This is a genomic window from Bosea sp. 29B (assembly GCF_902506165.1).
Lineage (GTDB): Bacteria > Pseudomonadota > Alphaproteobacteria > Rhizobiales > Beijerinckiaceae > Allobosea.
Genome location: NZ_LR733817.1, coordinates 1940736 through 1964519 on the forward strand (window position 1 = coordinate 1940736; position 23784 = coordinate 1964519).

Below are 23784 nucleotides of genomic sequence, written 5' to 3' on the forward strand. Positions count from 1 at the left end.
ACCCGCTGCTCTACAGGCGTTTCAAACGGTCAACGCCGCTTGCAATCGCTGCGAAACTTCTTGCGGGCCTTGCCATGGAGGCCTTGCTTGTCGGCCTCGGTCGAGCAGGCTTTCGACTTCGCCGCCCTGGCTTCCGCGGCCATCGTGGTCGGCTGCGCGGCCGGGGAGGCCGGCTTGGCTGCGGGGGCCACAACCGGGGACGCTGGTTTGGCGGCGGTTGCGGGCGGCGCTGCAGTTTGAGCCAAGACCTGCCCGCCCAACATTGCGAACGCAGCGAAGGGCAACAAGAAGCGCGAGAGGGTCATGCGGGGCCCCTGGTTGGCCCGGATGATTGGATCCGGCAGCCCCCGGGCAGGCGGTCGGACGGCGCGATTCCTCGCCTGCCGACTTGAATGGACCCTGAATGCCGGGGGCGAGACGCCAGGCCCGCGACCGGGGGGGCCGGCTCTCCATCGCAGCGGCCGACGCCTGGCTTAAGCCCTCGGCCTGCTTGGGACTGTCGAGGCGTTCAAGCTGCGCAGGCCATGAACCCCTTGCGCAGCGCCGCTTCGTCGAGATCCCGGCCGATGAAGACGAGACGCGATTCCCGCTTCTCGCCGGACTTCCAGTCGCGCTGCAGGTCACCGTCGAGGATCATGTGCACGCCCTGGAAGACGAAGCGGCGCGGCTCATCCTTGAAGGCCAGGATACCCTTGGAGCGCAGGATGTTCGGCCCCTGCACCTGGCTGATGTCATTGATCCACGGCATGAACTTTTCCGGGTCAACATCGCCGGGAAGCGTGAAGGACATCGAGCGGACATCTTCGGAATGGTGATGATGGTGGCCGGATTCGAGGAAGTCCGGCTCGATGTCCAGGATGCGGTCGAGATCGAAGGCATTGCGGTCGAGCAGCTCGGCGATCGGCAGGTCGCAGCGCGTCGTCTTGTGCAGCTTGGCGTAGGGGTTGATCGCGCGGATCGCCGCCTCGACCTCGGCAAGCCCTTCGGCGCTGACCAGATCGGTCTTGTTCAGGATGATCACATCGGCGAAGGCAATCTGGTTCTTCGCCTCCGGCGCATCCTTGAGCCGATCCTGCAGCCATTTCGCATCGGTGACGGTCACGACCGCGTCGAGCTTGGTGGCGTCGCCGACATCCTGGTCGACGAAGAAGGTCTGGGCGACCGGGGCGGGATCGGCAAGGCCGGTCGTCTCGACGATGATCGCGTCGAACTTGCCCTTGCGCTTCATCAACCCGTCGAGGATGCGGATCAGGTCGCCGCGCACCGTGCAGCAGATGCAGCCATTGTTCATTTCGAACACTTCCTCGTCGGCGCCGACGACGAGGTCGCCATCGATGCCGGTCTCGCCGAACTCGTTGACGATCACGGCGAATTTCTTGCCGTGGTCCTCGGTGAGGATGCGGTTGAGGAGCGTGGTCTTGCCGGCGCCCAGATAGCCGGTGAGCACCGTGACGGGAATCTTCTCGGACATGGGAAACGACCTGGTTGGTGGCGCTGCGATGATCGCGGTCCGGTCAGGCCGGGCCGGCGACGAGCGCCTTCTCGATCTGGCTTATATTGTGTTTCATCATCGCGATGTAAGTCCCGGCCGGACCGCCCGCGGCCGAAAGCGCGTCTGAGTAGAGCCGCCCGCCGATCTTCGCGCCGCTCTCCTTGGCGATCTGCTCGGCCAGGCGCGGATTGGTGATATTCTCGAGGAAGACGGCCGGTACCTTCTCCGCCTTGATCTGGCGGATGATGCGAGCGACATCCTTGGCCGAGGCCTCGGCCTCGGTCGAGACGCCCTGCGGCGCGATGAACGCGATGCCATAGGCTTTGACGAAATAGCCGAAGGCGTCGTGCGAGGTGATCGCCTTGCGCCGGTCGGCCGGAATGCGCGCGACCGCGGCCTTGATTTCAGCCTCGAGCGCATCGAGCTTGGTCTGATAGGCGGCGGCATTGGCCTCGTAGCCCGCCTTGCCGACCGGGTCGGCTGCAACCAGCGCATCGCGGACATTGCCGACATAGAGCTTTGCGTTGGCGACGCTCTGCCAGGCATGCGGATCCTCGCCGCCATGACCGTGGCCGTGATCGTCGGCCATCTTCAGTGGCGTGATGCCGGTGGTCGCAGTCGCGACGGTCGCCTTGGTGCCCGACGATTTCACCAGCCGGGTCAGCCAGCCTTCGAACTTCAGCCCGTTCACGACGACGAGCTTTGCCCCTGCCACCGTCTTCGCGTCGGCCGGGGTCGGCGAATAGACATGGGCGTCGCCGTCGGGCCCGACCAGCGTGGTCACTGCGACCCGGTCGCCACCGATCTCGCGCACGAAATCGCCGAGGATCGAAAAGCTCGCGACAACGGGCAGCTTTTCCTGGGCAAATGCCGGCAATGGCAGGGCAACGCCGGCAGCAAGGCCGAGGAGGACGGAGCGGCGGTTCAGCATGATGACTCTCGCGCTAATGAAACACTATAACATAACTAGCGCTGGAGATGGGCCCTCGGCAAGAGCCGTCGCGCAAGGCCGCCCTGCGATCCCAGCAGGAGCGAGCCGAGATAGAGCGCGCCGGCCGAGAGGATGATCGCCGGCCCGGCCGGGAGATTGCTGCCGGCGGCATAGGAGGCGACGAGGCCGATATAGCCGGACGCCATGCCGAAGCCGGAGGCGAGCAGGATCAGCCGGGTGATGTCGGCGGTCCAGAAGCGGGCAGCGGCAGCCGGCAGCATCATAAGCCCAACGGCGAGCAGCGTGCCGAGCGCGTGGAAGCCGGCGACGAGGTTGATCACGACGAGGCCAAGGAAGGTCAGGTGGACGACACCGCCGGAGCGGCTGACCGAGCGCAGGAAGCCGGGATCGACGCATTCGAGCACCAGCGGCCGATAGACCAGCGCCAGCACGCCGAGCGTCAGGCTGGCGACGCCGGAGAGCAGCACCAGCACATCGTCGTCGAGCGCAAGCACGTTGCCGAACAGCACATGGAAGAGATCGACGGCCGAACCGCGCAGCGAGACCAGGGTGACGCCGAGCGCCAGCGAGATCAGGTAGAAGGCGGCGAGCGAGGCATCTTCCTTGAGCACGGTCAGGCGGGCCACGGCACCGGCGGCGAGGGCCACGGTGAAGCCTGCGACGAGCCCGCCGAGCGTCATCGCCGGCAGCGAGAAGCCGGCGACGAGATAGCCGAGCGCGGCGCCGGGCAGGATCGCATGCGCCATGGCATCGCCGGTCAGGCTCATCCGCCGCAGCATCAGGAAGACACCGACGGGAGCGCCCGAGACCGAGAGCGCGATCACGCCGACCAGCGCCCGGCGCATGAAGTCGAATTCGGCGAAGGGGCCGATCAGGAGGTCGTAGAGCAAAGGCCTCGAGTCCTTCGAAAATTCTCTCAGCCCTCATCCTGAGGAGCCGCGAAGCGGCGTCTCGAAGGATGCTTCAGGAGGCTCAGGAAGCAACTGGAGCATCCTTCGAGACGCGATCTACGATCGCTCCTCAGGATGAGGGCTGAAGTGGACGTTGCGGCTTCACGCCGCACAGGGCGCGGCATGGCTGTCGAAGGCCTCGACCATGCGCCGCGCCTTGAGCAGGTTGTTCGCCGTCAGCACCTCGCCGGTTTCGCCCCAGGCGATCGCCTCGCGCGCCAGCAGCAGCGTCTGCGGGAATGCACGCTTCACCGTCTCGATGTCGTGCAGCACGGCGACGACGGTCCGGTTCTCGCCATGCCAGCGCTGGACCAGCGCCAGCAGATCGGCGCTGGTGCGCGCATCGATCGCGGTGAAGGGCTCGTCGAGCAGGATGATGTCGGCGTCCTGCAGCAGGAGCCGGGCAAACAGCGCCCGCTGCATCTGGCCGCCCGAGAGCGTACCGATGCTGCGGCCCTCGAAGCCGGTGAGGCCGACAGCGGCGATCGCCGCCTCGACCTTGCTGCGTTGACCGAGGCCGATCTTGCCGAAGATGCCGGCCGCGCCCCACAGGCCCATGGCGACGAGATCGTAGACATGGATCGGGAAGGAGCGGTCGAGCTCGGCCGATTGGGGGAGATAGGCGAGCCGCTTGCCCCTGGCGAGCGTCACGGTGCCATCGAGCGGCGAGAGCGCACCGGCGATGGCCTTGAGCAAAGTCGACTTGCCGGCGCCGTTCGGTCCGACGATGGCGGTGAGGCTGCCCGGCGCGATCTCGCCACAGAGATGATGCACCGCCGGGTGGCGGTCATAGCCGAGAGTCAGGTCGCTGAAGCGGATGGCGGGCACAGGGATACTCTTGTTCACACGATGACGGCGAGGGTCGCCGCCCAGAGCACCAGGATCACGCCGGATGCCAGACCGAGCCTTTGCCCGGCCGACAGCCGCAGCAACGACCAGCCGGGAACCTCGGCGACAGGCTGGCGATGGTGGGCATGATCATGAGCCATAGGGAATGATATAATGTTACGCTCGCCGACGAGCAAGCACGATCACCCTTGCGTCGAGCACAACGCCACTGCGTTATCGGCATCGTCAACAATGTCCGAACAGGAGCAGGCCGGTGAGCGCCGAGCGGGTGACCTTCAAAGCGATACGCAATGGCGTCGCGACCGAGATCAAGGCCGATGCGATCGAGATCGGCCTGCCGGACGGGTTGAGCTTCCGGATCATGGCCTTCGCCGGCCGCAAGGGCTCCGCCACCCTGCACATGCCGGCCGACGATCCGCAGGCACCGAGCTTCGACGTGTTCTGCGTCGAGCCCGGCGCGGCCAACACTTTGTTCGTCTCGGTCGACCGGGCCCAGAAGCGCCAGATAGAGGGCTAGCGGCCCTCGCTCCTGGCCCATCTCGAAACTCGCTGCGGCGCGCCAGATGGCGGTGGTTTCGAGAACCGGAGCGCAGCGGACATTGGTCCGTGAGCACCGGAAGCGCAGAAAACGCCGCCAGGTGGCCGCCGCAGTAGAGTTTCAGCCCGGCCAGTACTGGTAGAGCCAGGTTTCGGTCAGCACCTTGTCGCCGCCGCGCAGGAAGCAGCGCATCTCGACCGGCTCCGCGCCGTCGACGGTGAGGTCGAACTGCGCCCGCCAATGGCCGGGGATATCGTTCGGCACAGCTTCGGCGAAAATGTAGGAGAACGAGCCTCGCGAGGCCGAGAGCACGACCTCGGGCTTGATCCCGAACGGGATGTCCTCGAGCGCCGGTCCCTTGAACTCCAGCATGAACTTGCGCACGCCCTTGGGCCGGGTGGTGCCGGGCTGGCCGCCATTGCCGATCCTCGTCGCGACGACGCGGCCAAGCGCCGGCGGGAAGGGCTCGTCCGCCAGCCAATGCAGGCGATAGCGGAAATTGTAGGAGTTGCCGGCCTTGGCCGGGGCTTCCGGCACCCACATGGCGACGATGTTGTCGTGGATCTCGTCGTCGGTCGGGATCTCGATCAGCTGGACCGCGCCCTTGCCCCATTGGCCGAGCGTCTCGATCCAGAGGCTGGGCCGGCGCTCGTAGTAGACGCCGTCCATATAGTGGTCGAAGGCGCGGTCGCGCTGCATCAGGCCAAAGCCGCGCGGGTTATCGTCGACGAAGGACGAGGCGACGGTACGCTGCGGATTGTTGAGCGGGCGCCAGGCGCGCTCGCCGCTGCCGGTCCAGAGCGCGAGCCCGTCGGAATCGTGTACCTCCGGCCGCCAGTCGACCATGGTCGTCTTGGCCGTCTCGGAATACCAGTACATCGAGGTCAGCGGCGCGATGCCGAGCCGGGCGACGTCCTTGCGCAGGTGCAACTCCTGCTCGATTTCCATGTCGACGCCCTTGCCGCGATGCATGCGGAAGCGGAAGGCGCCGGCGACGCTGGGACCCGAGAGCAAAGCGTAGACGACGACATGCTCGGCCGCCTCGCCGGGGGTCTCCAGCCAGACATGGGTGAAGTCGGGGAATTCCTCGGGCTGGTCGGCTACGGCGGGATTGACGGCGAGGCCGCGGGCCGAGAGGCCATACTGATAGAGCTCGCCGATGGCGCGGAAATAGGAGGCGCCGAGGAAGGCGACCCAGTCGTTCTTCTGCCAGTCCAGCTTCTCGCCCTTGCGACCGGGATGGCCGGAGCGGCTTTCCTGGAAGCGGAAGCCAGCGAAACCGGCGCCCGGCGGCAACTGCTTCGCCGGCGAATCGGCCGGCATCTCGAAATAGCTCTCGTCGTAGACGATCTCGCGCGCCTTGCCGTCGTCGAGGACATGCATGCGCACGGGCTTCTGGAAGTAGCGGCCGAGGTGGAAGAAGGTCACCGGCCAGGGCGAGGGTCCGTTCGCCCAGAGCGCCAGCTCCGGCTTGAACTTGATCTTGCCATGGGCGTCGTAGTCGATCTTTTCGAGCACGTCGGGCTTGGGGTTCGGCGGCGGCTCATAAGGCTTGCCAGCGAGATCGCGGGCCCGCGCCTTCAAGCCTTCGAAGGAGAAGGCGTCGGCGGTGCCGAGCTTCAGCCCCTGCTGCGCCAGCGCCGAGCCGGAGAAACCGGCTGCGGCGAGGGCGGCCGTACCGGCGGCACCCGCGAGCAATGTGCGGCGGTCGATCAGGGGCATGGTCGGCTGTCGCGGCTGCATCGGGCGGGGCGCTCCATCGGGGAAAGATCGAAAGATGGTGTTTCCGGCTAGCCTGTCCAGCCGGCGAGGGCAATCTCCTGAGCTTCCTGGCCACAGCAGGGCGGAAATCGCACGGAAAGGCGACGCGTCCGGCTGTTGGAGCCTCTTAGCCCGTTGGCGCGGCTTCCCTTTTTGCCTGCAAGCATCCTACAACAACGGCAGCCGGCCTTGAGTGCCGGGATGCGGTCTTCAGTCACTCGGGAGGATTCATGTCTGTTTCGCTTCATCGCCGGGCCCTGGCCGGCATCGCCGCGATCGCGCTCGCCGCCACGCCGATGGCGGCCCGCGCCCAGGACTTCATCAACGTGCTGACCGGCGGCACCTCCGGCGTCTACTACCCGCTCGGCGTCGCGCTCTCGAAGATCTATGGCGAGAAGATCCCGAACGCCCGCCCGACAGTGCAGGCGACCAAGGCCTCGGTCGAGAACCTCGTCCTGCTTCAGCAAGGCAAGGGCGAGATCGCCTTCACGCTCGGCGATTCGCTCGATGCGGCCTGGAAGGGCGATGAGGAAGCCGGCTTCAAGAGCCCGCTGAAGAAGCTGCGCGGCATCACCGCGATCTATCCGAACTATGTCCAGATCGTCGCCTCGAAGGATAGTGGCATCAAGACGCTAGCCGATCTCAAGGGCAAGCGTCTCTCGGTCGGTGCGCCGAAGTCGGGCACCGAGCTCAATGCCCGCGCCATCCTCGCCGCCGCTGGCATGACCTACAAGGATCTCGGCAAGATCGAGTACCTGCCCTTCGCCGAATCGGTCGAGCTGATGAAGAACCGCCAGCTCGACGCCACCCTGCAATCGGCCGGCCTCGGCGTCGCCTCGCTGCGCGATCTCGCGACTTCCGTCGAGATCACCGTGGTCGAGGTCCCGGCCGCCGTGGTCGACAAGGCCGGTCCGCCCTTCGTCAAGGTCTCGATCCCGGCCAACACCTATACCGGCCAGACTGTGGCCGTCCCCGCCGCGGCCGTCGTCAACTACCTCGTCACCCATGAGGGCATGAAGGAGGAGACGGTCTACCAGATGACCAAGGCCGTCTTCGAGAACCTGCCCGATCTTGCCGCCGCCCATGCCGCCGCCCGCTCGATCAAGCTCGAGAGCGCGCTCGAAGGCATGCCGGTGCCACTGCACCCCGGCGCAGCGCGCTACTTCAAGGAAAAGGGCCTGAAGGTCGGCTCCTGAGCCGACCGGCAGCTGAATGGGTAAGCGAGGCCGGCCCGTCCGGCCTCGCTTTTTCTCATCGAAGCACTTAGACGCCGCCAAGGCGCAGGGAACGGGGAACTGATATGAGCAGCGCAGCGGAAAGGCCTATGGCCGTGCCGGACAATGCCGGCGTCCCGGCGGACAAGCCCGAGCAGTTCGTCGATCCCGAGCACGGTTTGCCGGCCGGTTTCGGCCCGGGCTGGCAGGGCCGGTTGCTGTTCTGGATCGCCGTCGCCTTCTCGCTGTTCCAGATCGCGACCGCCTTCAACGTCCCGCTCGACCACCGTTTTGTCGGCGTCTCGATCATCGACCTGCTGCGCGTCACCATGGCGCTCTGGCTCGGCTGGATCGTGCTGCGCAAGGTCCAGGGCAAGCCCGCGGGAGAGATGCTGCTCGCCTGGCTGCCTCTCTTCGTGGTCGTCGAGCTGCTCGCCCGCTTCGGCGGCTCGGTGCCGAACCAGATCCTGCGCGCGCTGCATGTCGGCTTTCTCTGCCTCGTCGCCGGCGGCCTGCTCGCCCAGCACAAGAGCGAGACGCGGATCAAGGCGATCGCCGCCTGGACCCTGGCCGGCATCGGCTTCGCCGTCGGGCTCTATCACTGGTTCCTCTATGAGGAGCTCGTCGCCCGCGCCGGCGAGGTGACGCCGTCCGACCTCGTCGTCGGCATCACAGCGATCGCCGTGCTCTTCATCATCTGCTGGCGTTTCATGGGGCCGGCGCTGCCGATCGTCTCGGGGCTGTTCCTCGCCTATTGCCTGCTCGGCAACTACCTGCCCTCGCCGCTCAACCATCGCGGCTATTCGCTCGATCAGGTGATCGAGCACATGTCGTTCGGCACGGAGGGCATCTACGCCACGCCGACCGGCGTCTCCGCCACCTTCATCTTCCTGTTCATCCTGTTCGGCTCCTTCCTCGAGCGCGCCGGGATGATCCAGCTCTTCACCGACATCGCGATGGGCCTGTTCGGCTCGGCCCGCGGCGGCCCGGCCAAGGTCGCCGTCTTCTCCTCGGCGCTGATGGGCACGATCTCCGGTTCCGGCGTCGCCAATGTCGTCTCGACCGGCCAGTTCACCATTCCGCTGATGAAGCGCTTCGGCTATCGCGCCGCCTTCGCCGGCGGCGTCGAGGCCACGGCCTCGATGGGCGGCCAGATCATGCCACCTGTGATGGGCGCCGTCGCCTTCATCATGGCCGAGACCATCGACGTGCCCTATGCCGCCGTGGTGCAGGCCGCAATCGTGCCGGCGATCCTTTACTACGCCGCCGCTTTCCTCGCCGTGCACCTGGAGGCCGGCAAGCGCGGCCTGATCGGCCTGCCGAAATCCGAGCTCCCGAGCGCCGGCAAGGCGCTGGCGACGAAATGGTTCCTGATCCTGCCTCTGGCGGTTCTGGTCTATCTGCTCTTCGCCGGCTACACGCCGCTGTTCTCCGGCTCGGTCGGCCTGGCGCTCACCGTCGTGCTGATCCTTGGCGGCTCGCTCGCCCTTGGCATCGGTACCATCGCGCTCAGGGTGCTGTTCTGGGTCGGCCTCGGCCTGCTCTGCGCCTTCTTCTTCTGGTACGGCATCCTCGTCATCGTCGGCATCGTCGTCGCGCTGATCCTCGCCAACCTCTTCACCAAGGGCGGGGCCGAGACTGTCGCGGCCTGCCGCGAGGCTCTGGCCGACGGCGCGCGCCAGGCCATTCCGGTCGGCGTCGCCTGTGCGGTGGTCGGCATTGTCATCGGCACGATGACCCTGACCGGCGTCGGCACGATCTTCGGCAACGCCGTCGTCGCGATCGGCAAGGAATCGCTGTTCCTGGCGCTGGTGCTGACCATGATCGTCAGCCTGACCCTCGGCATGGGCATCCCGACCATCCCGAACTACATCATCACTTCCTCGCTGGCGGCACCGATCCTGCTCAAGCTCGGCGTTCCCCTGATCGTCAGCCACATGTTCGTGTTCTATTTCGGCATCATGGCCGACCTGACGCCGCCGGTCGCGCTGGCGGCCTTCGCGGCAGCGCCGATCGCCAAGGAATCCGGCTTCAAGATCGGCTTCCAGGCGATCAAGATCGCAATGGCGGGCTTCGTCATCCCGTTCATGGCGGTCTATGATCCGGCCCTGATGCTGCAGCCGGTCCAGGGCGTCACCGGCACCGCCTACGCCTTCGCCGCCGCCTACATCATCGGCAAGACACTGCTGGCGATCTGCCTCTGGGGCGCGGCGACGATCGGCTTCCTCAAGCGCGAGATGGCATTGTGGGAACGGGCGCTGGCGGCCGCCGCCGCGGCCTGCCTGGTGCTTGCCTTGCCCGTCACCGATGAGGTCGGCTTTGCCCTCGCGGCCTTGCTGATCGGCCTGCATCTCTGGCGAGCAAAAGTGGCGGCCAGAGCCGCCGCATGATCTGCCTTGCCGCCGGCGCATTGCTGATCTCGCTCGGAGCGAGCGAGATCACCCTGTCCTGGCGGCATTCGGTGCAGAAGTCGCTATGGGAGGAACTTTGGCGGCAAGGCCCGGACGGCCTTGTCCTGACTGAGGCCCGCATCAAGGGCTCCGGCGCCGGCATGGATCCGCCTGATGGCGCCAGGCTCGTCGACGGCTTCTGGCGCTGGAAACCGAACCTGCCCGCGCTGCCAGAGGTGGTGATGCGCCGTTCCGGCGCCACCGCCGACTGGCGAATCTGCGTGGAAGGCCGCTGCCGGGCGCTCGACGAGATGCTGCCGGCTGAAGCCGATCCGGTGGTGATGAAGCCCTGCGGCTGAACTCAGCTGCGGTGGGTCAGGCGTTCGATCTTCACGACCCGGCGCATGAAATTCACCAGGCCATAGGCGGCAAGCACCGAGAACAGGCCCATCAGCACATAGGCGACGACGTGGCCGAGCTCGAACAGGCCGGCGAGCGCCCAGCCTGACGCCAGCGCAACGCCGAAGATCTCGACCGCGATCAGGATGGCAAGCGAGACCACCATGATCACGTTGCGCCAGTTGGTGCGGCCAGCCGCCATGCTTTTACCCTCAGAACCCATGCATGGACCGCCTAGCCTAGCCGGCGGCGGCATGCAACAAAATCGCGCCTACCGGCATATGGTCCCGCCTGCCTGAATGAAAAGAACCTGATGCCCGATTCACCGGTTTTCAATTCGGCCGCCGTCGCCGCACCCCACCGCCTCGCATCCGAAGCCGGGCGCGCCATCCTCGCCGAGGGCGGCAATGCGATCGAGGCGATGGTCGCCATGGCTGCGACCATCGCGGTCGTCTACCCCCACATGAATGCGATCGGCGGCGACGGCTTCTGGCTGGTGCACGAGCCCCGCGGCAAGGTCCATGCGATCGAGGCCTGCGGTCCGGCAGGGAGCCTCGCCACGATCGAGCGCTATCGCGAGAAGGGCCATGACACGCTGCCGGCGCGCGGCCCGGATGCGGCGATCACCGTCGCCGGCGCGATCGGCGGCTGGCAGGCGGCGCTCGCTTTGTCCGCCAGCCTCGGCGGCAAGCTGCCGCTGAAGGATTTGCTCACAGACGCGATCCGCCACTGCACCGAGGGCTACGACATCTCGGAGTCGGAGCTGCGCACCTGGCCGCAGGAAGTCGATGCTGTGAAGGCGGCGCCCGGTTTCAGCGAATTCTTCTGGCCGGGCGGCGAACGGCCCAAGGCCGGCGACCGCCGCAAGCCCACAGCTCTCGGTGCGACACTGGAGCAGCTTTCCCATGCCGGGCTCGACGATTTCTATCGCGGCGACATCGGCCGCGAGCTCGCGGAGGACCTCGGGCGCATCGGCGCGCCGATCACCCGCGCCGATCTCGAAACCTTCCGCGCCCGGCCCGTCCAGGCGCTGTCGCTGAAGCTGCCTGGGCTGACCGTCTACAATTTCCCGCCGCCGACCCAGGGCCTCACCGCCCTGATGATCCTCGGCATCTTCGAGAAGCTCGGCGTCACCCGGCCGGAGAGCTTCGACCATCATCACGGGCTGGTCGAGGCGGTCAAGCGGGCGCTCGCCATCCGCGACAGGGTCGTCACCGACCCGGCCTTCATGATGATCGATCCGGCAAGCCTCCTGACCGACACCGCTCTGGAACGCGAAGCCGCGAAGATCGACCGCAAGCGCGCCGCGAGTTGGCCGTTCCGGCCCGGCGAGGGCGACACGATCTGGATGGGCGCGATCGACGGCTCCGGCCTCGCGGTGTCCTATATCCAGTCGCTCTACTGGGAATACGGCTCGGGCTGCATCCTGCCGAAGACCGGCGTCAACTGGCAAAACCGCGGTGTTTCGTTCTCGCTCGATGCGAAGGCGCTCAACCCGCTGATGCCCGGCCGCAAGCCCTTCCATACGCTCAATCCGCCGCTCGCCCGCTTCGACGATGGCCGGATCGTCAGCTACGGTGCGATGGGCGGCGACGGCCAGCCGCAATTCCAGGCGCAGATCCTGTCGCGCTATCGCTTCGGCCAGGGTGTTGCCGACGCGGTCGATGCACCGCGCTGGCTGTTCGGCCGCACCTGGGGCGCCGGCTCGATCTCGCTCAAGCTGGAGAACCGCTTCGACCCGATGCTGCTGGCAAGGCTCACCGCCGCCGGGCACCCGGTCGAGGAATACAGCGAGGCCTATTCCGACCAGTTCGGCCATGCCGGCATGCTGGTGAAGCACCAGAAGGGCCATGTCGAGGCGACGCATGATCCGCGCTCGGATGGCGACGCACGCGGCATCTGATTGAGATCTGGGGGGATCTGAGAACACATGATCGAGAACGACCCGTTCCGCTGCTTCGTGCCTTATCCGCAAGCGCCGGTGAAGCATGCCTCGTCCGGCCCGCTCGCCGGGCTGACGCTCGCGGTCAAGGACCTGTTCGACGTCAAGGGCTATCCAACTGGCGCGGGCTCGCCGACCGTGCTGGCGCTGTCGGGGATCAAGACCAAGACAGCGCCGATCGTGAAGGCCTTCCTGGAGGCCGGCGCCCGCTTCGTCGGCAAGACCCATACCGACGAGCTTGCCTTCTCGCTCAACGGCAAGAATGCCCATTTCGGCTCGCCCGTGAATCCGGCGGCACCTGACCGCATCACCGGCGGCTCGTCCTCCGGTTCGATGGCGGCGGTCGCCGGGCGGCTCGCCGATATCGGCCTCGGCTCCGACACCGGCGGCTCGGTCCGGGCGCCGGCCAGCTATGGCGGGCTGTTCGGCATCCGTCCGACCCACGGCCGGCTTTCGCTGAAGCGCGCTTGGCCGCTGGCCGAGAGCCTGGACACCGCCGGCTTCTTCGCGCGGGACGGCGAGGTCTTCGCCCGCGCCGCCAATGTGGTGCTTGGCAAGGACCGGCTCACGCTGCCGGAAACGCCCCGCCTCCTCCTCGCCGACGACCTCTTCGCCCAGGCCGTGCCGGAGGCCGAGCGCATCCTGCGCAATGTCGTCCAGCGGATCGTTCCGATCCTCGGCCAGCCCGAGACGGTGCGTGCGGTCAGCGACATGGACGCGCTTTACTGGGCCTTCCGCTGGATCCAGGGCCGCGAGGCCTGGGCTTCGGATGGCGCGATGATCGAGCGCCACGCCATGCCGCTCGGGCCCGGCGTCGCCGAGCGCTTCGCCTTCGGCAAGGCGGTCAGCGATGCCGAGGTCGCCCGCGGCGACAGCGTGCGCAAGGCGTTCCGCACCAAGCTCGCCAAGCTGCTCGGCAAGGACGGCGTGCTGATGCTGCCGACAGTGCCCGATGTCGCACCGTTGATCGGCGCCGGTGAGCCCGAGCTCGAGGATTTCCGCAACCGTGCCCTGCGTCTGCTCTGCCTTGCGGGCCTGTCCGGCTTCCCGCAGATTTCGATCCCCGTCGCTCATCGCGACGACGCCCCGCTGGGCCTGTCGGTGATCGGGCCGAAGGGCTCCGACAAATCGCTCGTCGCCTTCGCGGTGCGGTTCGAGCGGGCGGCACGAATCAGGTTGGCATGACGAGGAGGGTCCGATGAGCGGCCACGACCATCACCACCATCATCATGACCACGAGCACGACAACCATTTCACCCCGATCGAAGCACGGGTGAAGGCGCTGGAATCGCTGATGGTCGAGAAGGGCTATGTCGATCCCAGCGCGCTCGACGCGATCATCGACACCTACGAGACCAAAATCGGCCCGCGCAACGGCGCCCGTGTCGTCGCCAAGGCCTGGAGCGATCCGGCCTATGCTGCGCGCCTGAAGGCGGACGGCACGGCCGCCGTCGCCGAGCTCGGCTATGGCGGGCGCGGCGGCGAGCATATCGTCGCCTGCTTCAATACGCCCGAAGAGCACAACCTCATCGTCTGCACCCTGTGCTCCTGCTATCCGTGGCCGGTGCTCGGCCTGCCGCCGGTCTGGTACAAATCACCGCCCTATCGCGCCAAGGCGGTGATCGACCCACGTGGCACGCTCGCCGATTTCGGCGTGACGCTGCCCGAAGGCCAGCGCATCCGCGTCTGGGATTCGACCGCCGAGACACGCTTCATCGTCATCCCGATGCGGCCCGAAGGCACCGAAGGCTGGAGCGAGGACGAGCTGGCGTCGATCGTCAGCCGCGATTCGATGATCGGTGTCGGCCTCCCCTCACCCGAGGACAGGCCATGAACAGCGCCCACGATCTCGGCGGCCAGATGGGCTTCGGCCCGGTCGTGCCGGAGAAGGACGAGCCGATCTTCCATGCCGACTGGGAGAAGAAGGTCCTGGCGATCAATGTCGCCGCCGGTGCGATGGGCGCCTGGACGATCGACGGCATCCGCCACGCGCGCGAGAGCCTGCCGCCGGCGCAGTATCTGTCGTCGAGCTATTACCAGATCTGGCTGGCGGCGCTCGACAAGGTGCTGGTCGAGCAGGGTTTCCTCAGCAAGGACGAATTGGCCTCCGGCGTCGCCGGCAGCACGCGCCGCGAGCCCAAGCGCGTGCTGAAGGGCGAAGAGGTTCCGACCGTCCTGCGCCGCGGTTTTCCCTATGAGCGCGAGGCGGCTGCGCCGGCCCGCTTCAAGGTCGGCGACAAGGTCCGCACCATCGTGATGCATCCGCAGCATCATACCCGCCTGCCGCGCTATGCCCGCGGCAAGCAGGGCGTGATCGAGCTCGTCACCGGCTGCCATGTCTTTCCGGACACCGGCGCCCATGGTGCGCCCGAGACGGCGCAATGGCTCTACACCGTCGTTTTCACCGGCCCTGAGCTCTGGGGCCGCGACGCCGATCCGACGACGAGCGTCAGCATCGAGGCTTGGGAGAGCTATCTTGAGCCGGCCTGACGCTGCCCTGGCAGAGGCGCTCGCGGCCGGCACACCGATCCCGCGCGATGCCGAGGGGCCGGTCTTCGCCGAGCCCTGGCAGGCGCAGGCCTTTGCCCTCGTCGTCGCCTTGCAGAACCGCGGCGTCTTCAGCGCCGATGAATGGGCGCAGGCACTCGGCGCCGAGATCCGCGAGGCGCTGGCCAATGGCGGCTGCCGCGACGGTTCCGATTATTACGAGCGCTGGTGCGAGGCGCTCGAGCATCTGCTGATCGAGAAGGGTCTCGCCTCGCAGACGAGCGTCGATGCCCGCGCCGCTGCCTGGGAACGCGCCGCCGAGGCGACGCCGCATGGCAAGCCGACCCTCTTGGAGAACGACCCGCTGCGCTGAACGCGACTTTGCATCCTCGTCACGAAGCGCAACTATGCCGGCAACGCCCGATGAACTGGGCTGGCAGAGGAGGATCGCGATGAAGACCGCAGTGATGGCGCTCGCAGCCGCAGCGCTGGCGACGATGGCGCAGGCCGCCGATCCCGCGCTCAACACGCTGCTGCCGAAGCTGACGCGGTCGACGCAATGGACGCAGAAGGCTGCGGTCGAGCTGCAGTTCCCGACGCACCACCCCCAGGGCATGGTCAAGATCGGCGACGCCTTCTTCATCTCCTCGGTCGAGATCAGGAAGCCGACGACGCGCTTCACCGAGCCGAAGGATGGCTATGATCGCGACACCGGCGAAGGCACGGGCCATCTCTTCAAAGTCGATGCGCAGGGCAAGCTGCTGGCTGAGATCACGCTCGGCGAAGGCTCGGTCTATCACCCCGGCGGCATCGACTTCGACGGCAAGGATCTCTGGGTTCCGGTCGCCGAATACCGGCCGAACAGCCAGTCGATCATCTACAAGGTCGATCCCGCAACGCTGAAGGCGACCGAGGTCTTCCGCTTCAAGGACCATGTCGGCGGCATCGTCCACAACACCGACGGCAAGTCGCTGCACGGCGTCAGCTGGGGCTCGCGCCGCTTCTACGCCTGGCCGCTCGGCGCCGACGGCAAGATCACCAACGCCACGGTCGCGCCGGAAAGCCTGCGCGTCGCCAATCCCGCGCTCTATATCGATTATCAGGACTGCCACTATATCGGCATGGGCCGGATGCTCTGCTCCGGCCTCAACAATTACCGCGCCAGCAAGGACGGCCCGGTCTTCCGCCTCGGCGGCTTCGAGATCGTCGACCTCCGGGATAATCGCCCGGTCTTCCAGCTGCCGGTCGAGCTCTGGTCGCCCTCCGGCCTGCCGATGACGCAGAACCCGTTCTGGGTCGAACCAGCGGGTGAAGGCGTGCGCGCCTATTTCATGCCGGATGACGACAAGTCGACGCTGTTCGTCTACGAGGCGGCGGCGAAATAGAGCCGGTTCGGACGCCTTCTTCGTCATGGTCGGGCTTGTCCCGACCATCCACGTCTTCGTCCGTCGAGCGCCGTGTTCAAGACGTGGATGCTCGCCACAAGGGCGAGCATGACGGTGCGGTCAACTCCCCTGCCCCGCGGCCCATAGCCCGAAGAACAGCGCCGCGCCCAACACGGCGACAAAGGCGGCCGCCAGCACCTCCAGCCCGGCGATGATCCGGGCTCCCCGGAGTGAACCGCCACCGGCGAAGCGTAGGGCTGCGAACTTGAAGAACACCGCCAGCGCCGCCAGCACGCCGGTGGTCAGCGCTGTGCCAAGTGCCATCGCGAAGGTCGCGGCGATGCCAGCCCAGAGCAGGCCCTGCGCATTGGCGAAGACGAGGATGATCAGCGCGCCCGCGCAGGGGCGCAGGCCCGCCGCCAGCACGACGCCGGCCATCTCGCGGAACGAGCGCAGACGCGAGACCTCCTCGGCACCGGGCATATGGACATGGTCGCAGGTTGCGGGATCATGCGCCGCGCCACCGCCGAGCGCAGCGAGGTTGCCGGCCTTGCGCCAAAGCACAAAGAGCCCGACCAGCGCGACCAGCGCGAAACTGCCCTGCTCAATCACCCAGGTCGTCGAAGCCATGGTCTTGGCCGTCGCGTTCAACGCCAGCGTCAGCGCGCCGACCAGCCCGATCGCGACCAGCGCCTGCACGATCGCCGCTGCGAAGCTCAAAGCGAGCCCACGCTTCAGGCTACGGTTGTCGGCGACGATGTAACCGGAGATCACTGCCTTGCCGTGGCCGGGGCCAGCGGCGTGGAAGACGCCATAGGCGAAGGCGAGCCCGAGCAGGCCGGGCAGCGCCGCCGGCGATTGCGCGATCGCCTTCAGCGTCGCCGTCAGCTCGCGATAGAAGCTCGACTGCCAGGCGAGGATGACCGCGCCGATACCGGTCGTCGCCGGCAGTGCTTCACGTGGCAGCGCCGTGCCGAACGGGTTGCGCGGTGGCGGAGGCGGTGGCGGGAAATAGAGACTGGCCAGCCAGGCGATCAGCCCGAGCGCACCGGCGACGAGCGCCAGCGCCAGCAGCGCGACGAGCAGCCGGCGCGGCCAGAGCGGCAGGCCCGGCGCAGCGGGAGCGCTCAGGGACATGCCACCAGCGCCCTGGTGGTGACCTGATAGGCGCTCATGTCCGGCGTCGCGGTGATGTCCTCCTGCGCCAGGCGCTGCTGCGTCGCCGCGTCGAGTTTGGGTGGGCGCATGATCCGGACGATGCAGCCCTTGGGCGCATCGCGGGCCGCCACCGCATCGGCCTCCTCGCCGATCTCGAAGGCGACGAAATAGGTGGGGTCGCCGACCTCGATGCCGAACGAGCGACTGGCCGTCGCCGGGGTCTTCAGCGGCAGCGTATAGGTCAGCGTCAGAATCTTGTTTTCATAGGCGAGCGAGGCTTCGCCCGGCGTGCCGAATTCCTGCACCTTGCCGTTCGCCTTGGCGATGGTGAAGAAGCCGACATCCGGAAGCGATTCCATATTGACCTTGGCGAGCTCGGTCAATTCGTCCGGGGTGATCTTGCCGTCGCCGTTCTTGTCGAGGCCCTGGACCATATAGGCCGAATAGGCCTCGTCGAAGCTCCAGCGATGGCGCAGCGCTTTCACCGCGCCGCTGGCGTCATAGAGGATCTCGGTGCGCGAGGTCACGAAGACGTGCGGATGCGCCAGCGCCGGCAAGGCAAGGCCGAGCCAGGCCGAAATGGCGGCCAAGAGCGTCAGAAGCGTCGAGTATCGCAGCACGCGGCAATTTCCTCGAATCTGCGGCGAATCCGGCCGGGCCTTCATACAAAAGCGCGCCGGGCGCGCCTACCCTTGCAATCTCGTGCCGGAAGCTCTGCCGGCATCGCCCGCAAAGGCGGCCAAATCGCGGCGCAGCGCTATCGGCCAGTCTGGAATTGGCCCAGAGTGATTTGACGATATCACGTCGGTTATGTCAGCCTTGTTGACATAATATCGGATTGGAGGCCGGCCGTATCGGTCCCATAGTCGATGGATATGCGATCGTCGGGAGGTCGGCCATGGCCGGTACGCAGCAGACTTCGCAAGGCGCCGCGGCAGCCGAGCCCGAACTCAGGGCGGTCGCCCTCGACGACAAATACGATCTCTCCAAGCAGCAGATCTTCCTGACCGGCACGCAGGCCATCGCCCGCATGCTCCTGGTCCAGCACGAGCGCGATCGGCAAGCGGGCCTGAACACCGCCGGCTTCGTCTCCGGCTATCGCGGCTCGCCGCTCGGTGGGCTCGACCAGCAGCTCGCCCGCGCCGGCAAACAGCTCAAGCCCGCCAACATCGTGTTCCAGCCGGGCCTCAACGAGGACCTCGCCGCGACCGCGATCTGGGGCACGCAGCAGGCCGAGCTCTCCGGCGAAGGCAAATACGACGGCGTCTTCGCGCTCTGGTACGGCAAGGGTCCTGGCGTCGACCGCACCGGCGACGTCTTCCGTCACGGCAACATGGCCGGCACCTCCCGTCATGGCGGCGTGCTCTGCCTGCTCGGCGACGACCATACGGCGGAATCCTCGACCAACGCCCACCAGACCGAATTCGTCCTGGTCGACCGGATGATGCCGATCCTGAACCCGGCCGGCGTCCAGGAGATCATGGACTATTCCCTGCACGGCTTTGCGCTCTCGCGCTTCGCCAGCGTCTGGGTCGGCCTGAAATGCGTCAAGGACAACATCGAATCGACCGCCTCGGTCGACGGCTCGATCGACCGGGTCAGCATCGCGATCCCCGATGATTTCGTCATGCCGCCGGGTGGCCTCAGCATTCGCCGCGAGCTCGATTTCCTCGACCAGGAGAAGCGGCTGCACCTGCACAAGCGCGCCGCGATCCTCGCATACCTGCGCGCCAACAAGCTCAACCAGACGATCCTCTCCGGCGGCCAGGCGCCGCGCATCGGCATCATCACCGTCGGCAAGTCCTATCTCGACGTACGCCAGGCGCTGGAGGAGCTCGGCCTCGACGAGGTCCGCGCCAATGATCTCGGCATCCGCCTGTTCAAGATCGCCTGCCCCTGGCCGCTCGATCCGCAGGAGCTGAAGGACTTCGCAGGAGGACTCGACCTCGTGATGGTCGTCGAGGAGAAGCGCTCGTTGATCGAGGTGCAGTTGCGCGAGGAGCTTTACGGCACCGCCCATCAGCCCATGGTGATCGGCAAGAAGGACGAGCAGGGCGAGTGGCTCTTCCCCGTCCATGGCGCGCTCAATCCGAACGACATCGCCATCGCGCTCGGTGCCCGCTTGCTCCAGTACCGCGGCGATCCAGCCCTCAGGACCCGCCTCGAGGAGATCGCCGCGGCGCAAGGCCGGCTCGCTGAGGCGATCGAGGTCGCGAAGCGCACCCCCTATTTCTGCTCGGGCTGCCCGCACAACTCCTCGACTGTCGTGCCCGAGGGTTCGCGCGCCTATGCCGGCATCGGCTGCCATTACATGGTGCAGTGGATGGACCGCGACACCACCGGCTTCACCCAGATGGGCGGCGAGGGCGCCAACTGGGTCGGTGAAGCCCCGTTCTCGAAACGCGGCCACGTCTTCCAGAATCTCGGCGACGGCACCTATACCCATTCCGGCTCGCTCGCGATCCGCTGGGCCGTCGCGAGCGGCGTCAACATCACCTACAAGCTGCTCTACAACGACGCTGTCGCCATGACCGGCGGCCAGCAGGCCGAAGGGCATCTGTCGCCCGACCAGATGGCCCGCCAGGTCGCGGCCGAGGGCGTCTCGCGCATCGCGGTGGTCTCCGACGATCCGGACAAGTATCCGGCCGGGACGCTCTGGCCTCTGGGAACCACCCTGCACCACCGCGACGATCTCGACGCCGTCCAGCGCGAGCTTGCGACCGCCAGCGGCGTCTCGCTGCTGCTCTACGACCAGACCTGCGCCACCGAAAAGCGCCGCCGGCGCAAGCGCGGCGCCTATCCCGATCCGGACAAGCGCATCATCGTCAATGAGCTGGTCTGCGAGGGCTGCGGCGATTGCGGGGTCAAGTCCAACTGCGTCTCGGTCCAACCGCTTGAGACCGAGTTCGGTCGCAAGCGCCAGATCGACCAGTCGAACTGCAACAAGGACTTCTCCTGCGTGAAGGGTTTTTGCCCTTCCTTCGTCACCGTGCATGGCGCGCGGCCGAAGAAGGCGGAGCCGCGTACGCTGGATGCTTCCACGCTCGGTGCCGGCGACCTGCCGGATCCCAAGGTGCCGGCGCTCGACCGGAATTTCGCGATCGTCGTCACCGGCGTCGGCGGCACCGGCGTCGTCACCATCGGCGCGATCCTCGGCATGGCCGCGCATCTGGAAGGCAAGGGCTGCGGCATGATCGACATGGCCGGCCTCGCCCAGAAGGGCGGCGCGGTCTTCAGCCATGTCCGCCTCGCCCCGACGCCGGACGAAATCCACGCCATCCGCGTCGCGGCCGGCCAGGCCGACCTCGTGCTCGGCTGCGACCTCACCGTCACCGGCTCGAAGAAGGTGCTGGGCGCGATCCGTCCCGGCTCGACCGTGGTGGTCAACACCGCTGAAAGCCTGCCGGGCGACTTCACGCGGAATGCCGATTTCTCGCTGCCGACCGAGCGGCTGAAGCGGGCGATCGTCTCGGCCTCCGGCCGCGACAATACCCATCTCGTCGATGCGACCGCTGCAGCCGTCTCCTTCCTCGGCAATGCCATCGCCGCCAACATGTTCATGCTCGGCTATGCCTGGCAGCATGGCGGCGTACCGCTCTCGCGGGCCTCGCTGCTGCGGGCGATCGAGCTCAACGGTGAAGCCGTGGCGATGAACAGGCAGGCTTTCGAGCTCGGCCGCCGCGCCGCGCATGATCCGGCTGCCCTGCTCGCGGCGCTCGCCGAGGCCAAGGCGCCTACGGACGCCCGCCAAATCTCGCAGAGCCTCGACGAGATCGTCGCCCGCCGCGTCGACTTCCTCACCGGCTACCAGAACGCCGCCTACGCCATGCGTTATCGCGGCCTCGTCGAAAAGGTCCGCGCCAAGGAAGCGAGCATCCTTCCCGGCCAGAGTGCTCTGGCGGAAGCCGTCGCGCGCTATCTCTTCAAGCTGATGGCCTACAAGGACGAGTACGAGGTCGCCCGCCTCTACAGCGACGGCGCCTTCCGCAAGCAGCTCGCCGCGACCTTCGAGAAGGACAGCGCGACCGGCCAGCCTGTGCGCCTCGAATTCCATCTCGCCCCGCCATTGCTGGCAAAGCGCGATCCCAATACCGGCCTACCGCGCAAGATGAGCTTCGGACCGTGGATGCTGGGCGCCTTCGGCCTACTGGCGAAGCTGAAGGGCCTGCGCGGCACCGCCCTCGACGTCTTCGGCTACACCCAGGAGCGCAAGACCGAGCGCCGGCTGATCGCCGATTACGAGACGCTGGCCGCCGAGATCCTGGGCAAGCTCTCGCCGCAGAACCACGCGCTCTGCGTCGCGCTCGCCGCGATCCCGGAGAAGATCCGTGGCTTCGGCCACGTCAAGGAGCGCCATCTCGCCGCCGCCAAGGCCGAAGAAGCCGAGCTGCTCAAGCGCCTGCGCGACGGTTCGGATGCAGCGCTGGCCATGCCGCGGGCGGCAGAGTAGCCCCCGCTCGCGTTCAGCCGATCCGGGCGTGACGCTTGCGGTATTCCGCCGGAGTCACGCCAACATGACGGGCAAAAGCCCGCCTCAGCGTGTCGGCATCGGCGAAGCCGCAGCGGGCGGCGACCTGCTTGGGCGCCTCCTTCCCGCCTTCCAGCAACTGTCGCGCGGCGGAGACGCGCGCCGCCTCGACCCAGGCAGCCGGCGTCAGCCCGACCTCGCTGCGGAACAGTCGGGCGAAATGACGCGGGCTCAAATCCATGCGGCGCGCCAGACTGGCGACGCTGTGACCCTCGGCCGGATTGGCCGCGACCCAGCGTTGAACCTCCTGCAGGGCCGAGCGTCCGGCAGGTTCGGCCTCGCCCTTGCGGCTGAACTGCAGCTGGCCGCCCGGCCGCTTGAAGAACATCACCAGCTGGCTTGCGACCTTCAATGCGATCTCGCGGCCGAGGTCCTCCTCGACCAGCGCCAGAGCCAGATCGAGCCCCGCGGTGACGCCAGCCGCCGTCCGCACGCGGCCATCGCGGACATGGATCGCGTCCGCGTCGACCGTCACCGCCGGATAGCTCCGCGCGAGCTGGTCGGCGACAGCCCAATGCGTGGTGATGCGATGACCGTCGAGCAGCCCGGCGGCGGCGAGGATGAAGGCTCCACTGCAGACCGAGCCATAGCGGCGGGTACGCGGCACCTGCTCGCGGAGCCAGGCGAGAATATCGAGCGCGGGCGTTGTCTCCGCCGCCTGCGGCGCGCCGGCGACGAGCAGCGTGTCGATATCCCCGGCATCAGCGTCGGCGATGGACAGATCGGGCAGCAGCCTGACGCCCGACGAGCTCGTGAGTGGACCCGGGACGCCGGCGACGACGAGCAGGCGATAGCGCGCTCCACCAGCCTGCCGGTTCGCTTCGGCGAAGACGTCGAGCGGGCCGGAGACGTCCAGCAACTGGACTCCCGGTACGGCGAGGATGGCGATCGTCCTGATCGGCGGCATAGCGGCGCTCCATGTCTCCATGAATCTGCTTTTGGCAGAAATCGACGTAATACCTCAATTGAGGACAGATCCATGTCTCGCTAGCCTCCGGCCGAATTCATCCGCAGGAGGCCTTGATGACGACGATCCATGGCGTGAGCATTCCCGACAGCAGGCTGGCGCGCGCCGCGACCGAGCTGGTGCGCGATACCGAGACGCCGCTGCTGTTCCACCATTCGAGCCGGGTCTATTATTTCGGTGCGCTGGCCGGGCTGAAGCGCAATCTGAGCTTCGATCGCGAACTGCTCTATGTCGGCGCGATGTTCCACGACATGGGGCTGATGCCGCAGCACAGCAGCACCGATGAGCGTTTCGAGGTCGATGGTGCCAATGCCGCGCGCGATTTCCTGCGCGGGCACGGCATCGCCCAGGCGGATATCGACACGGTCTGGACGGCAATCGCGCTGCACACCACGCCGGGCATCCCCAAGCACATGCATCCGATCGTCGCACTGGTCACGGCCGGCGTCGAGATGGACGTGCTCGGCCTGACCTATGGCGAATACGGCGATGCCGAACGCGAGGCCGTCATCGCCGCCCATCCGCGCGACGAGACTTTCAAGGAAGAGATCATCCAGGCCTTCTTCGACGGCATCAAGCACAAGCCGGAGACGACCTTCGGCAACGTCAAGGCCGATGTGCTCGCCGACAAGGATCCCGGATTCAGGCGGGGCAATTTCTGCTCGGTGATCCGCTGCTCGCATTGGCATCGGCCGTCGCGCCTGGTCTGCGAGCCCTGAGCTCAAGGCGCGCACGAACGTTCAAGACCCACGATGGCTCTCCCGCTTTTCTT

The 23784-nt window shown here is 67.0% G+C and carries 23 protein-coding genes; 12 read left to right on the plus strand and 11 right to left on the minus strand.

Annotation, left to right across the window (positions count from 1 at the left end; all coding sequences use genetic code 11):
- Positions 1 to 29: 29 nt before the first annotated feature.
- From GV161_RS09465 to GV161_RS09490, 6 genes are all read right to left on the minus strand, one after another.
- Complete coding sequence (locus tag GV161_RS09465; RefSeq protein ID WP_152013480.1) at positions 30 to 305, minus strand: PsiF family protein; 276 nt, start codon at positions 303 to 305, stop codon at positions 30 to 32.
- Positions 306 to 508: 203 nt separating this feature from the next.
- Positions 509 to 1471: a GTP-binding protein gene (locus GV161_RS09470; protein ID WP_152013481.1), complete on the minus strand. Its 963-nt coding sequence runs from the start codon at positions 1469 to 1471 to the stop codon at positions 509 to 511.
- Positions 1472 to 1514: 43 nt separating this feature from the next.
- Positions 1515 to 2423 carry a metal ABC transporter substrate-binding protein gene (locus tag GV161_RS09475; RefSeq protein WP_152013482.1) on the minus strand — a complete coding sequence of 303 codons (909 nt, stop codon included), beginning with the start codon at positions 2421 to 2423 and terminating at the stop codon, positions 1515 to 1517.
- 35 nt (positions 2424 to 2458) lie between these two features.
- Positions 2459 to 3289, minus strand: coding sequence for a metal ABC transporter permease (locus tag GV161_RS09480; RefSeq protein ID WP_152013605.1), 831 nt, complete (start codon positions 3287 to 3289; stop codon positions 2459 to 2461).
- 207 nt (positions 3290 to 3496) lie between these two features.
- Positions 3497 to 4222 carry a zinc ABC transporter ATP-binding protein AztA gene (gene aztA, locus GV161_RS09485; RefSeq protein ID WP_152013483.1) on the minus strand — a complete coding sequence of 242 codons (726 nt, stop codon included), beginning with the start codon at positions 4220 to 4222 and terminating at the stop codon, positions 3497 to 3499.
- 14 nt (positions 4223 to 4236) lie between these two features.
- The gene (locus GV161_RS09490) at positions 4237 to 4383 is read right to left on the minus strand and encodes a hypothetical protein (RefSeq protein ID WP_159650201.1); all 147 of its coding nucleotides are present in this window, start codon (positions 4381 to 4383) and stop codon (positions 4237 to 4239) included.
- Positions 4384 to 4496: 113 nt separating this feature from the next.
- Here GV161_RS09490 and GV161_RS09495 point away from each other — a divergent pair, with 113 nt between their 5' ends.
- Entirely contained in the window at positions 4497 to 4760 is a 264-nt protein-coding gene (locus GV161_RS09495) for a hypothetical protein (RefSeq protein ID WP_152013484.1), read from the plus strand.
- A 141-nt stretch (positions 4761 to 4901) separates the two neighbouring features.
- On the opposite strand, the gene GV161_RS09500 is transcribed toward GV161_RS09495, so the two are convergent.
- Entirely contained in the window at positions 4902 to 6503 is a 1602-nt protein-coding gene (locus tag GV161_RS09500) for a glucan biosynthesis protein D (protein ID WP_201303002.1), read from the minus strand.
- A 269-nt stretch (positions 6504 to 6772) separates the two neighbouring features.
- Here GV161_RS09500 and GV161_RS09505 point away from each other — a divergent pair, with 269 nt between their 5' ends.
- From GV161_RS09505 to GV161_RS09515, 3 genes are all read left to right on the plus strand, one after another.
- On the plus strand, positions 6773 to 7738 hold the full coding sequence (locus GV161_RS09505; RefSeq protein WP_152013485.1) for a TAXI family TRAP transporter solute-binding subunit: 966 nt from the start codon (positions 6773 to 6775) through the stop codon (positions 7736 to 7738).
- Positions 7739 to 8145: 407 nt separating this feature from the next.
- Positions 8146 to 10146, plus strand: a complete 2001-nt coding sequence (locus GV161_RS09510; RefSeq protein ID WP_244623975.1) for a TRAP transporter fused permease subunit — start codon at positions 8146 to 8148, stop codon at positions 10144 to 10146.
- Positions 10143 to 10505, plus strand: coding sequence for a DUF1850 domain-containing protein (locus GV161_RS09515; RefSeq protein ID WP_152013487.1), 363 nt, complete (start codon positions 10143 to 10145; stop codon positions 10503 to 10505). Before GV161_RS09510 ends, GV161_RS09515 begins: the two co-directional genes overlap by 4 nt.
- Before the next feature lie 2 nt (positions 10506 to 10507).
- Here the strand turns inward: GV161_RS09515 and GV161_RS09520 are convergent, their stop codons facing one another.
- Entirely contained in the window at positions 10508 to 10747 is a 240-nt protein-coding gene (locus GV161_RS09520; RefSeq protein ID WP_100959223.1) for a hypothetical protein, read from the minus strand.
- Positions 10748 to 10858: 111 nt separating this feature from the next.
- Between GV161_RS09520 and GV161_RS09525 the strand changes: the two genes are divergently transcribed.
- The 6 genes from GV161_RS09525 to GV161_RS09550 all read left to right on the plus strand — a co-directional run bounded on the left by GV161_RS09525 (position 10859) and on the right by GV161_RS09550 (position 16359).
- Positions 10859 to 12448 carry a gamma-glutamyltransferase gene (locus GV161_RS09525; RefSeq protein WP_152013488.1) on the plus strand — a complete coding sequence of 530 codons (1590 nt, stop codon included), beginning with the start codon at positions 10859 to 10861 and terminating at the stop codon, positions 12446 to 12448.
- 27 nt (positions 12449 to 12475) lie between these two features.
- The gene (locus GV161_RS09530; protein ID WP_152013489.1) at positions 12476 to 13672 is read left to right on the plus strand and encodes an amidase; all 1197 of its coding nucleotides are present in this window, start codon (positions 12476 to 12478) and stop codon (positions 13670 to 13672) included.
- A gap of 13 nt (positions 13673 to 13685) precedes the next feature.
- Positions 13686 to 14321, plus strand: a complete 636-nt coding sequence (gene nthA, locus GV161_RS09535) for a nitrile hydratase subunit alpha (protein WP_152013490.1) — start codon at positions 13686 to 13688, stop codon at positions 14319 to 14321.
- Positions 14318 to 14977 carry a nitrile hydratase subunit beta gene (gene nthB, locus GV161_RS09540; RefSeq protein WP_152013491.1) on the plus strand — a complete coding sequence of 220 codons (660 nt, stop codon included), beginning with the start codon at positions 14318 to 14320 and terminating at the stop codon, positions 14975 to 14977. The genes nthA and nthB overlap by 4 nt, the downstream gene beginning before the upstream one ends.
- Positions 14964 to 15347, plus strand: coding sequence for a nitrile hydratase accessory protein (locus GV161_RS09545; RefSeq protein ID WP_193219514.1), 384 nt, complete (start codon positions 14964 to 14966; stop codon positions 15345 to 15347). Before nthB ends, GV161_RS09545 begins: the two co-directional genes overlap by 14 nt.
- A gap of 79 nt (positions 15348 to 15426) precedes the next feature.
- Positions 15427 to 16359 carry a DUF6454 family protein gene (locus GV161_RS09550; protein WP_201303003.1) on the plus strand — a complete coding sequence of 311 codons (933 nt, stop codon included), beginning with the start codon at positions 15427 to 15429 and terminating at the stop codon, positions 16357 to 16359.
- Positions 16360 to 16479: 120 nt separating this feature from the next.
- On the opposite strand, the gene GV161_RS09555 is transcribed toward GV161_RS09550, so the two are convergent.
- Together GV161_RS09555 and GV161_RS09560 are read right to left on the minus strand one after the other, a co-directional pair.
- Positions 16480 to 17496, minus strand: coding sequence for a nickel/cobalt transporter (locus GV161_RS09555; RefSeq protein WP_152013493.1), 1017 nt, complete (start codon positions 17494 to 17496; stop codon positions 16480 to 16482).
- Positions 17487 to 18137: a DUF1007 family protein gene (locus GV161_RS09560; protein WP_159650202.1), complete on the minus strand. Its 651-nt coding sequence runs from the start codon at positions 18135 to 18137 to the stop codon at positions 17487 to 17489. The genes GV161_RS09555 and GV161_RS09560 overlap by 10 nt, the downstream gene beginning before the upstream one ends.
- Positions 18138 to 18415: 278 nt before the next feature.
- Between GV161_RS09560 and GV161_RS09565 the strand changes: the two genes are divergently transcribed.
- A complete protein-coding gene (locus GV161_RS09565; RefSeq protein ID WP_152013495.1) occupies positions 18416 to 21967 on the plus strand; it encodes an indolepyruvate ferredoxin oxidoreductase family protein in 3552 nt (1183 codons plus the stop codon).
- Between the two features lie 13 nt (positions 21968 to 21980).
- Here GV161_RS09565 and GV161_RS09570 read toward each other — a convergent pair whose 3' ends face one another.
- Positions 21981 to 22952, minus strand: a complete 972-nt coding sequence (locus GV161_RS09570) for a GlxA family transcriptional regulator (RefSeq protein ID WP_152013496.1) — start codon at positions 22950 to 22952, stop codon at positions 21981 to 21983.
- A gap of 116 nt (positions 22953 to 23068) precedes the next feature.
- On the opposite strand from GV161_RS09570, the gene GV161_RS09575 reads away from it, so the two are divergent.
- Positions 23069 to 23731, plus strand: coding sequence for an HD domain-containing protein (locus GV161_RS09575; protein WP_201303004.1), 663 nt, complete (start codon positions 23069 to 23071; stop codon positions 23729 to 23731).
- Positions 23732 to 23784 lie beyond the last annotated feature (53 nt).

What these genes read in the sequence shown, in the direction of transcription:
- GV161_RS09530 (WP_152013489.1), top strand. Translation starts at nt 12,476, where the DNA reads ATGATCGAGAACGACCCGTTCCGCTGCTTCGTGCCTTATCCGCAAGCG.
- GV161_RS09565 (WP_152013495.1), top strand. Translation starts at nt 18,416, where the DNA reads ATGGCCGGTACGCAGCAGACTTCGCAAGGCGCCGCGGCAGCCGAGCCC.
- GV161_RS09555 (WP_152013493.1), bottom strand. Translation starts at nt 17,496, where the DNA reads ATGTCCCTGAGCGCTCCCGCTGCGCCGGGCCTGCCGCTCTGGCCGCGC.
- GV161_RS09500 (WP_201303002.1), bottom strand. Translation starts at nt 6,503, where the DNA reads ATGCCCCTGATCGACCGCCGCACATTGCTCGCGGGTGCCGCCGGTACG.
- GV161_RS09465 (WP_152013480.1), bottom strand. Translation starts at nt 305, where the DNA reads ATGACCCTCTCGCGCTTCTTGTTGCCCTTCGCTGCGTTCGCAATGTTG.
- GV161_RS09510 (WP_244623975.1), top strand. Translation starts at nt 8,146, where the DNA reads ATGCTGCTCGCCTGGCTGCCTCTCTTCGTGGTCGTCGAGCTGCTCGCC.
- GV161_RS09515 (WP_152013487.1), top strand. Translation starts at nt 10,143, where the DNA reads ATGATCTGCCTTGCCGCCGGCGCATTGCTGATCTCGCTCGGAGCGAGC.
- GV161_RS09490 (WP_159650201.1), bottom strand. Translation starts at nt 4,383, where the DNA reads ATGGCTCATGATCATGCCCACCATCGCCAGCCTGTCGCCGAGGTTCCC.
- GV161_RS09480 (WP_152013605.1), bottom strand. Translation starts at nt 3,289, where the DNA reads ATGCGCCGGGCGCTGGTCGGCGTGATCGCGCTCTCGGTCTCGGGCGCT.
- GV161_RS09550 (WP_201303003.1), top strand. Translation starts at nt 15,427, where the DNA reads ATGAAGACCGCAGTGATGGCGCTCGCAGCCGCAGCGCTGGCGACGATG.
- nthA (WP_152013490.1), top strand. Translation starts at nt 13,686, where the DNA reads ATGAGCGGCCACGACCATCACCACCATCATCATGACCACGAGCACGAC.
- GV161_RS09470 (WP_152013481.1), bottom strand. Translation starts at nt 1,471, where the DNA reads ATGTCCGAGAAGATTCCCGTCACGGTGCTCACCGGCTATCTGGGCGCC.
- GV161_RS09505 (WP_152013485.1), top strand. Translation starts at nt 6,773, where the DNA reads ATGTCTGTTTCGCTTCATCGCCGGGCCCTGGCCGGCATCGCCGCGATC.
- GV161_RS09525 (WP_152013488.1), top strand. Translation starts at nt 10,859, where the DNA reads ATGCCCGATTCACCGGTTTTCAATTCGGCCGCCGTCGCCGCACCCCAC.
- nthB (WP_152013491.1), top strand. Translation starts at nt 14,318, where the DNA reads ATGAACAGCGCCCACGATCTCGGCGGCCAGATGGGCTTCGGCCCGGTC.
- GV161_RS09575 (WP_201303004.1), top strand. Translation starts at nt 23,069, where the DNA reads ATGACGACGATCCATGGCGTGAGCATTCCCGACAGCAGGCTGGCGCGC.
- GV161_RS09520 (WP_100959223.1), bottom strand. Translation starts at nt 10,747, where the DNA reads ATGGCGGCTGGCCGCACCAACTGGCGCAACGTGATCATGGTGGTCTCG.
- GV161_RS09570 (WP_152013496.1), bottom strand. Translation starts at nt 22,952, where the DNA reads ATGCCGCCGATCAGGACGATCGCCATCCTCGCCGTACCGGGAGTCCAG.
- GV161_RS09475 (WP_152013482.1), bottom strand. Translation starts at nt 2,423, where the DNA reads ATGCTGAACCGCCGCTCCGTCCTCCTCGGCCTTGCTGCCGGCGTTGCC.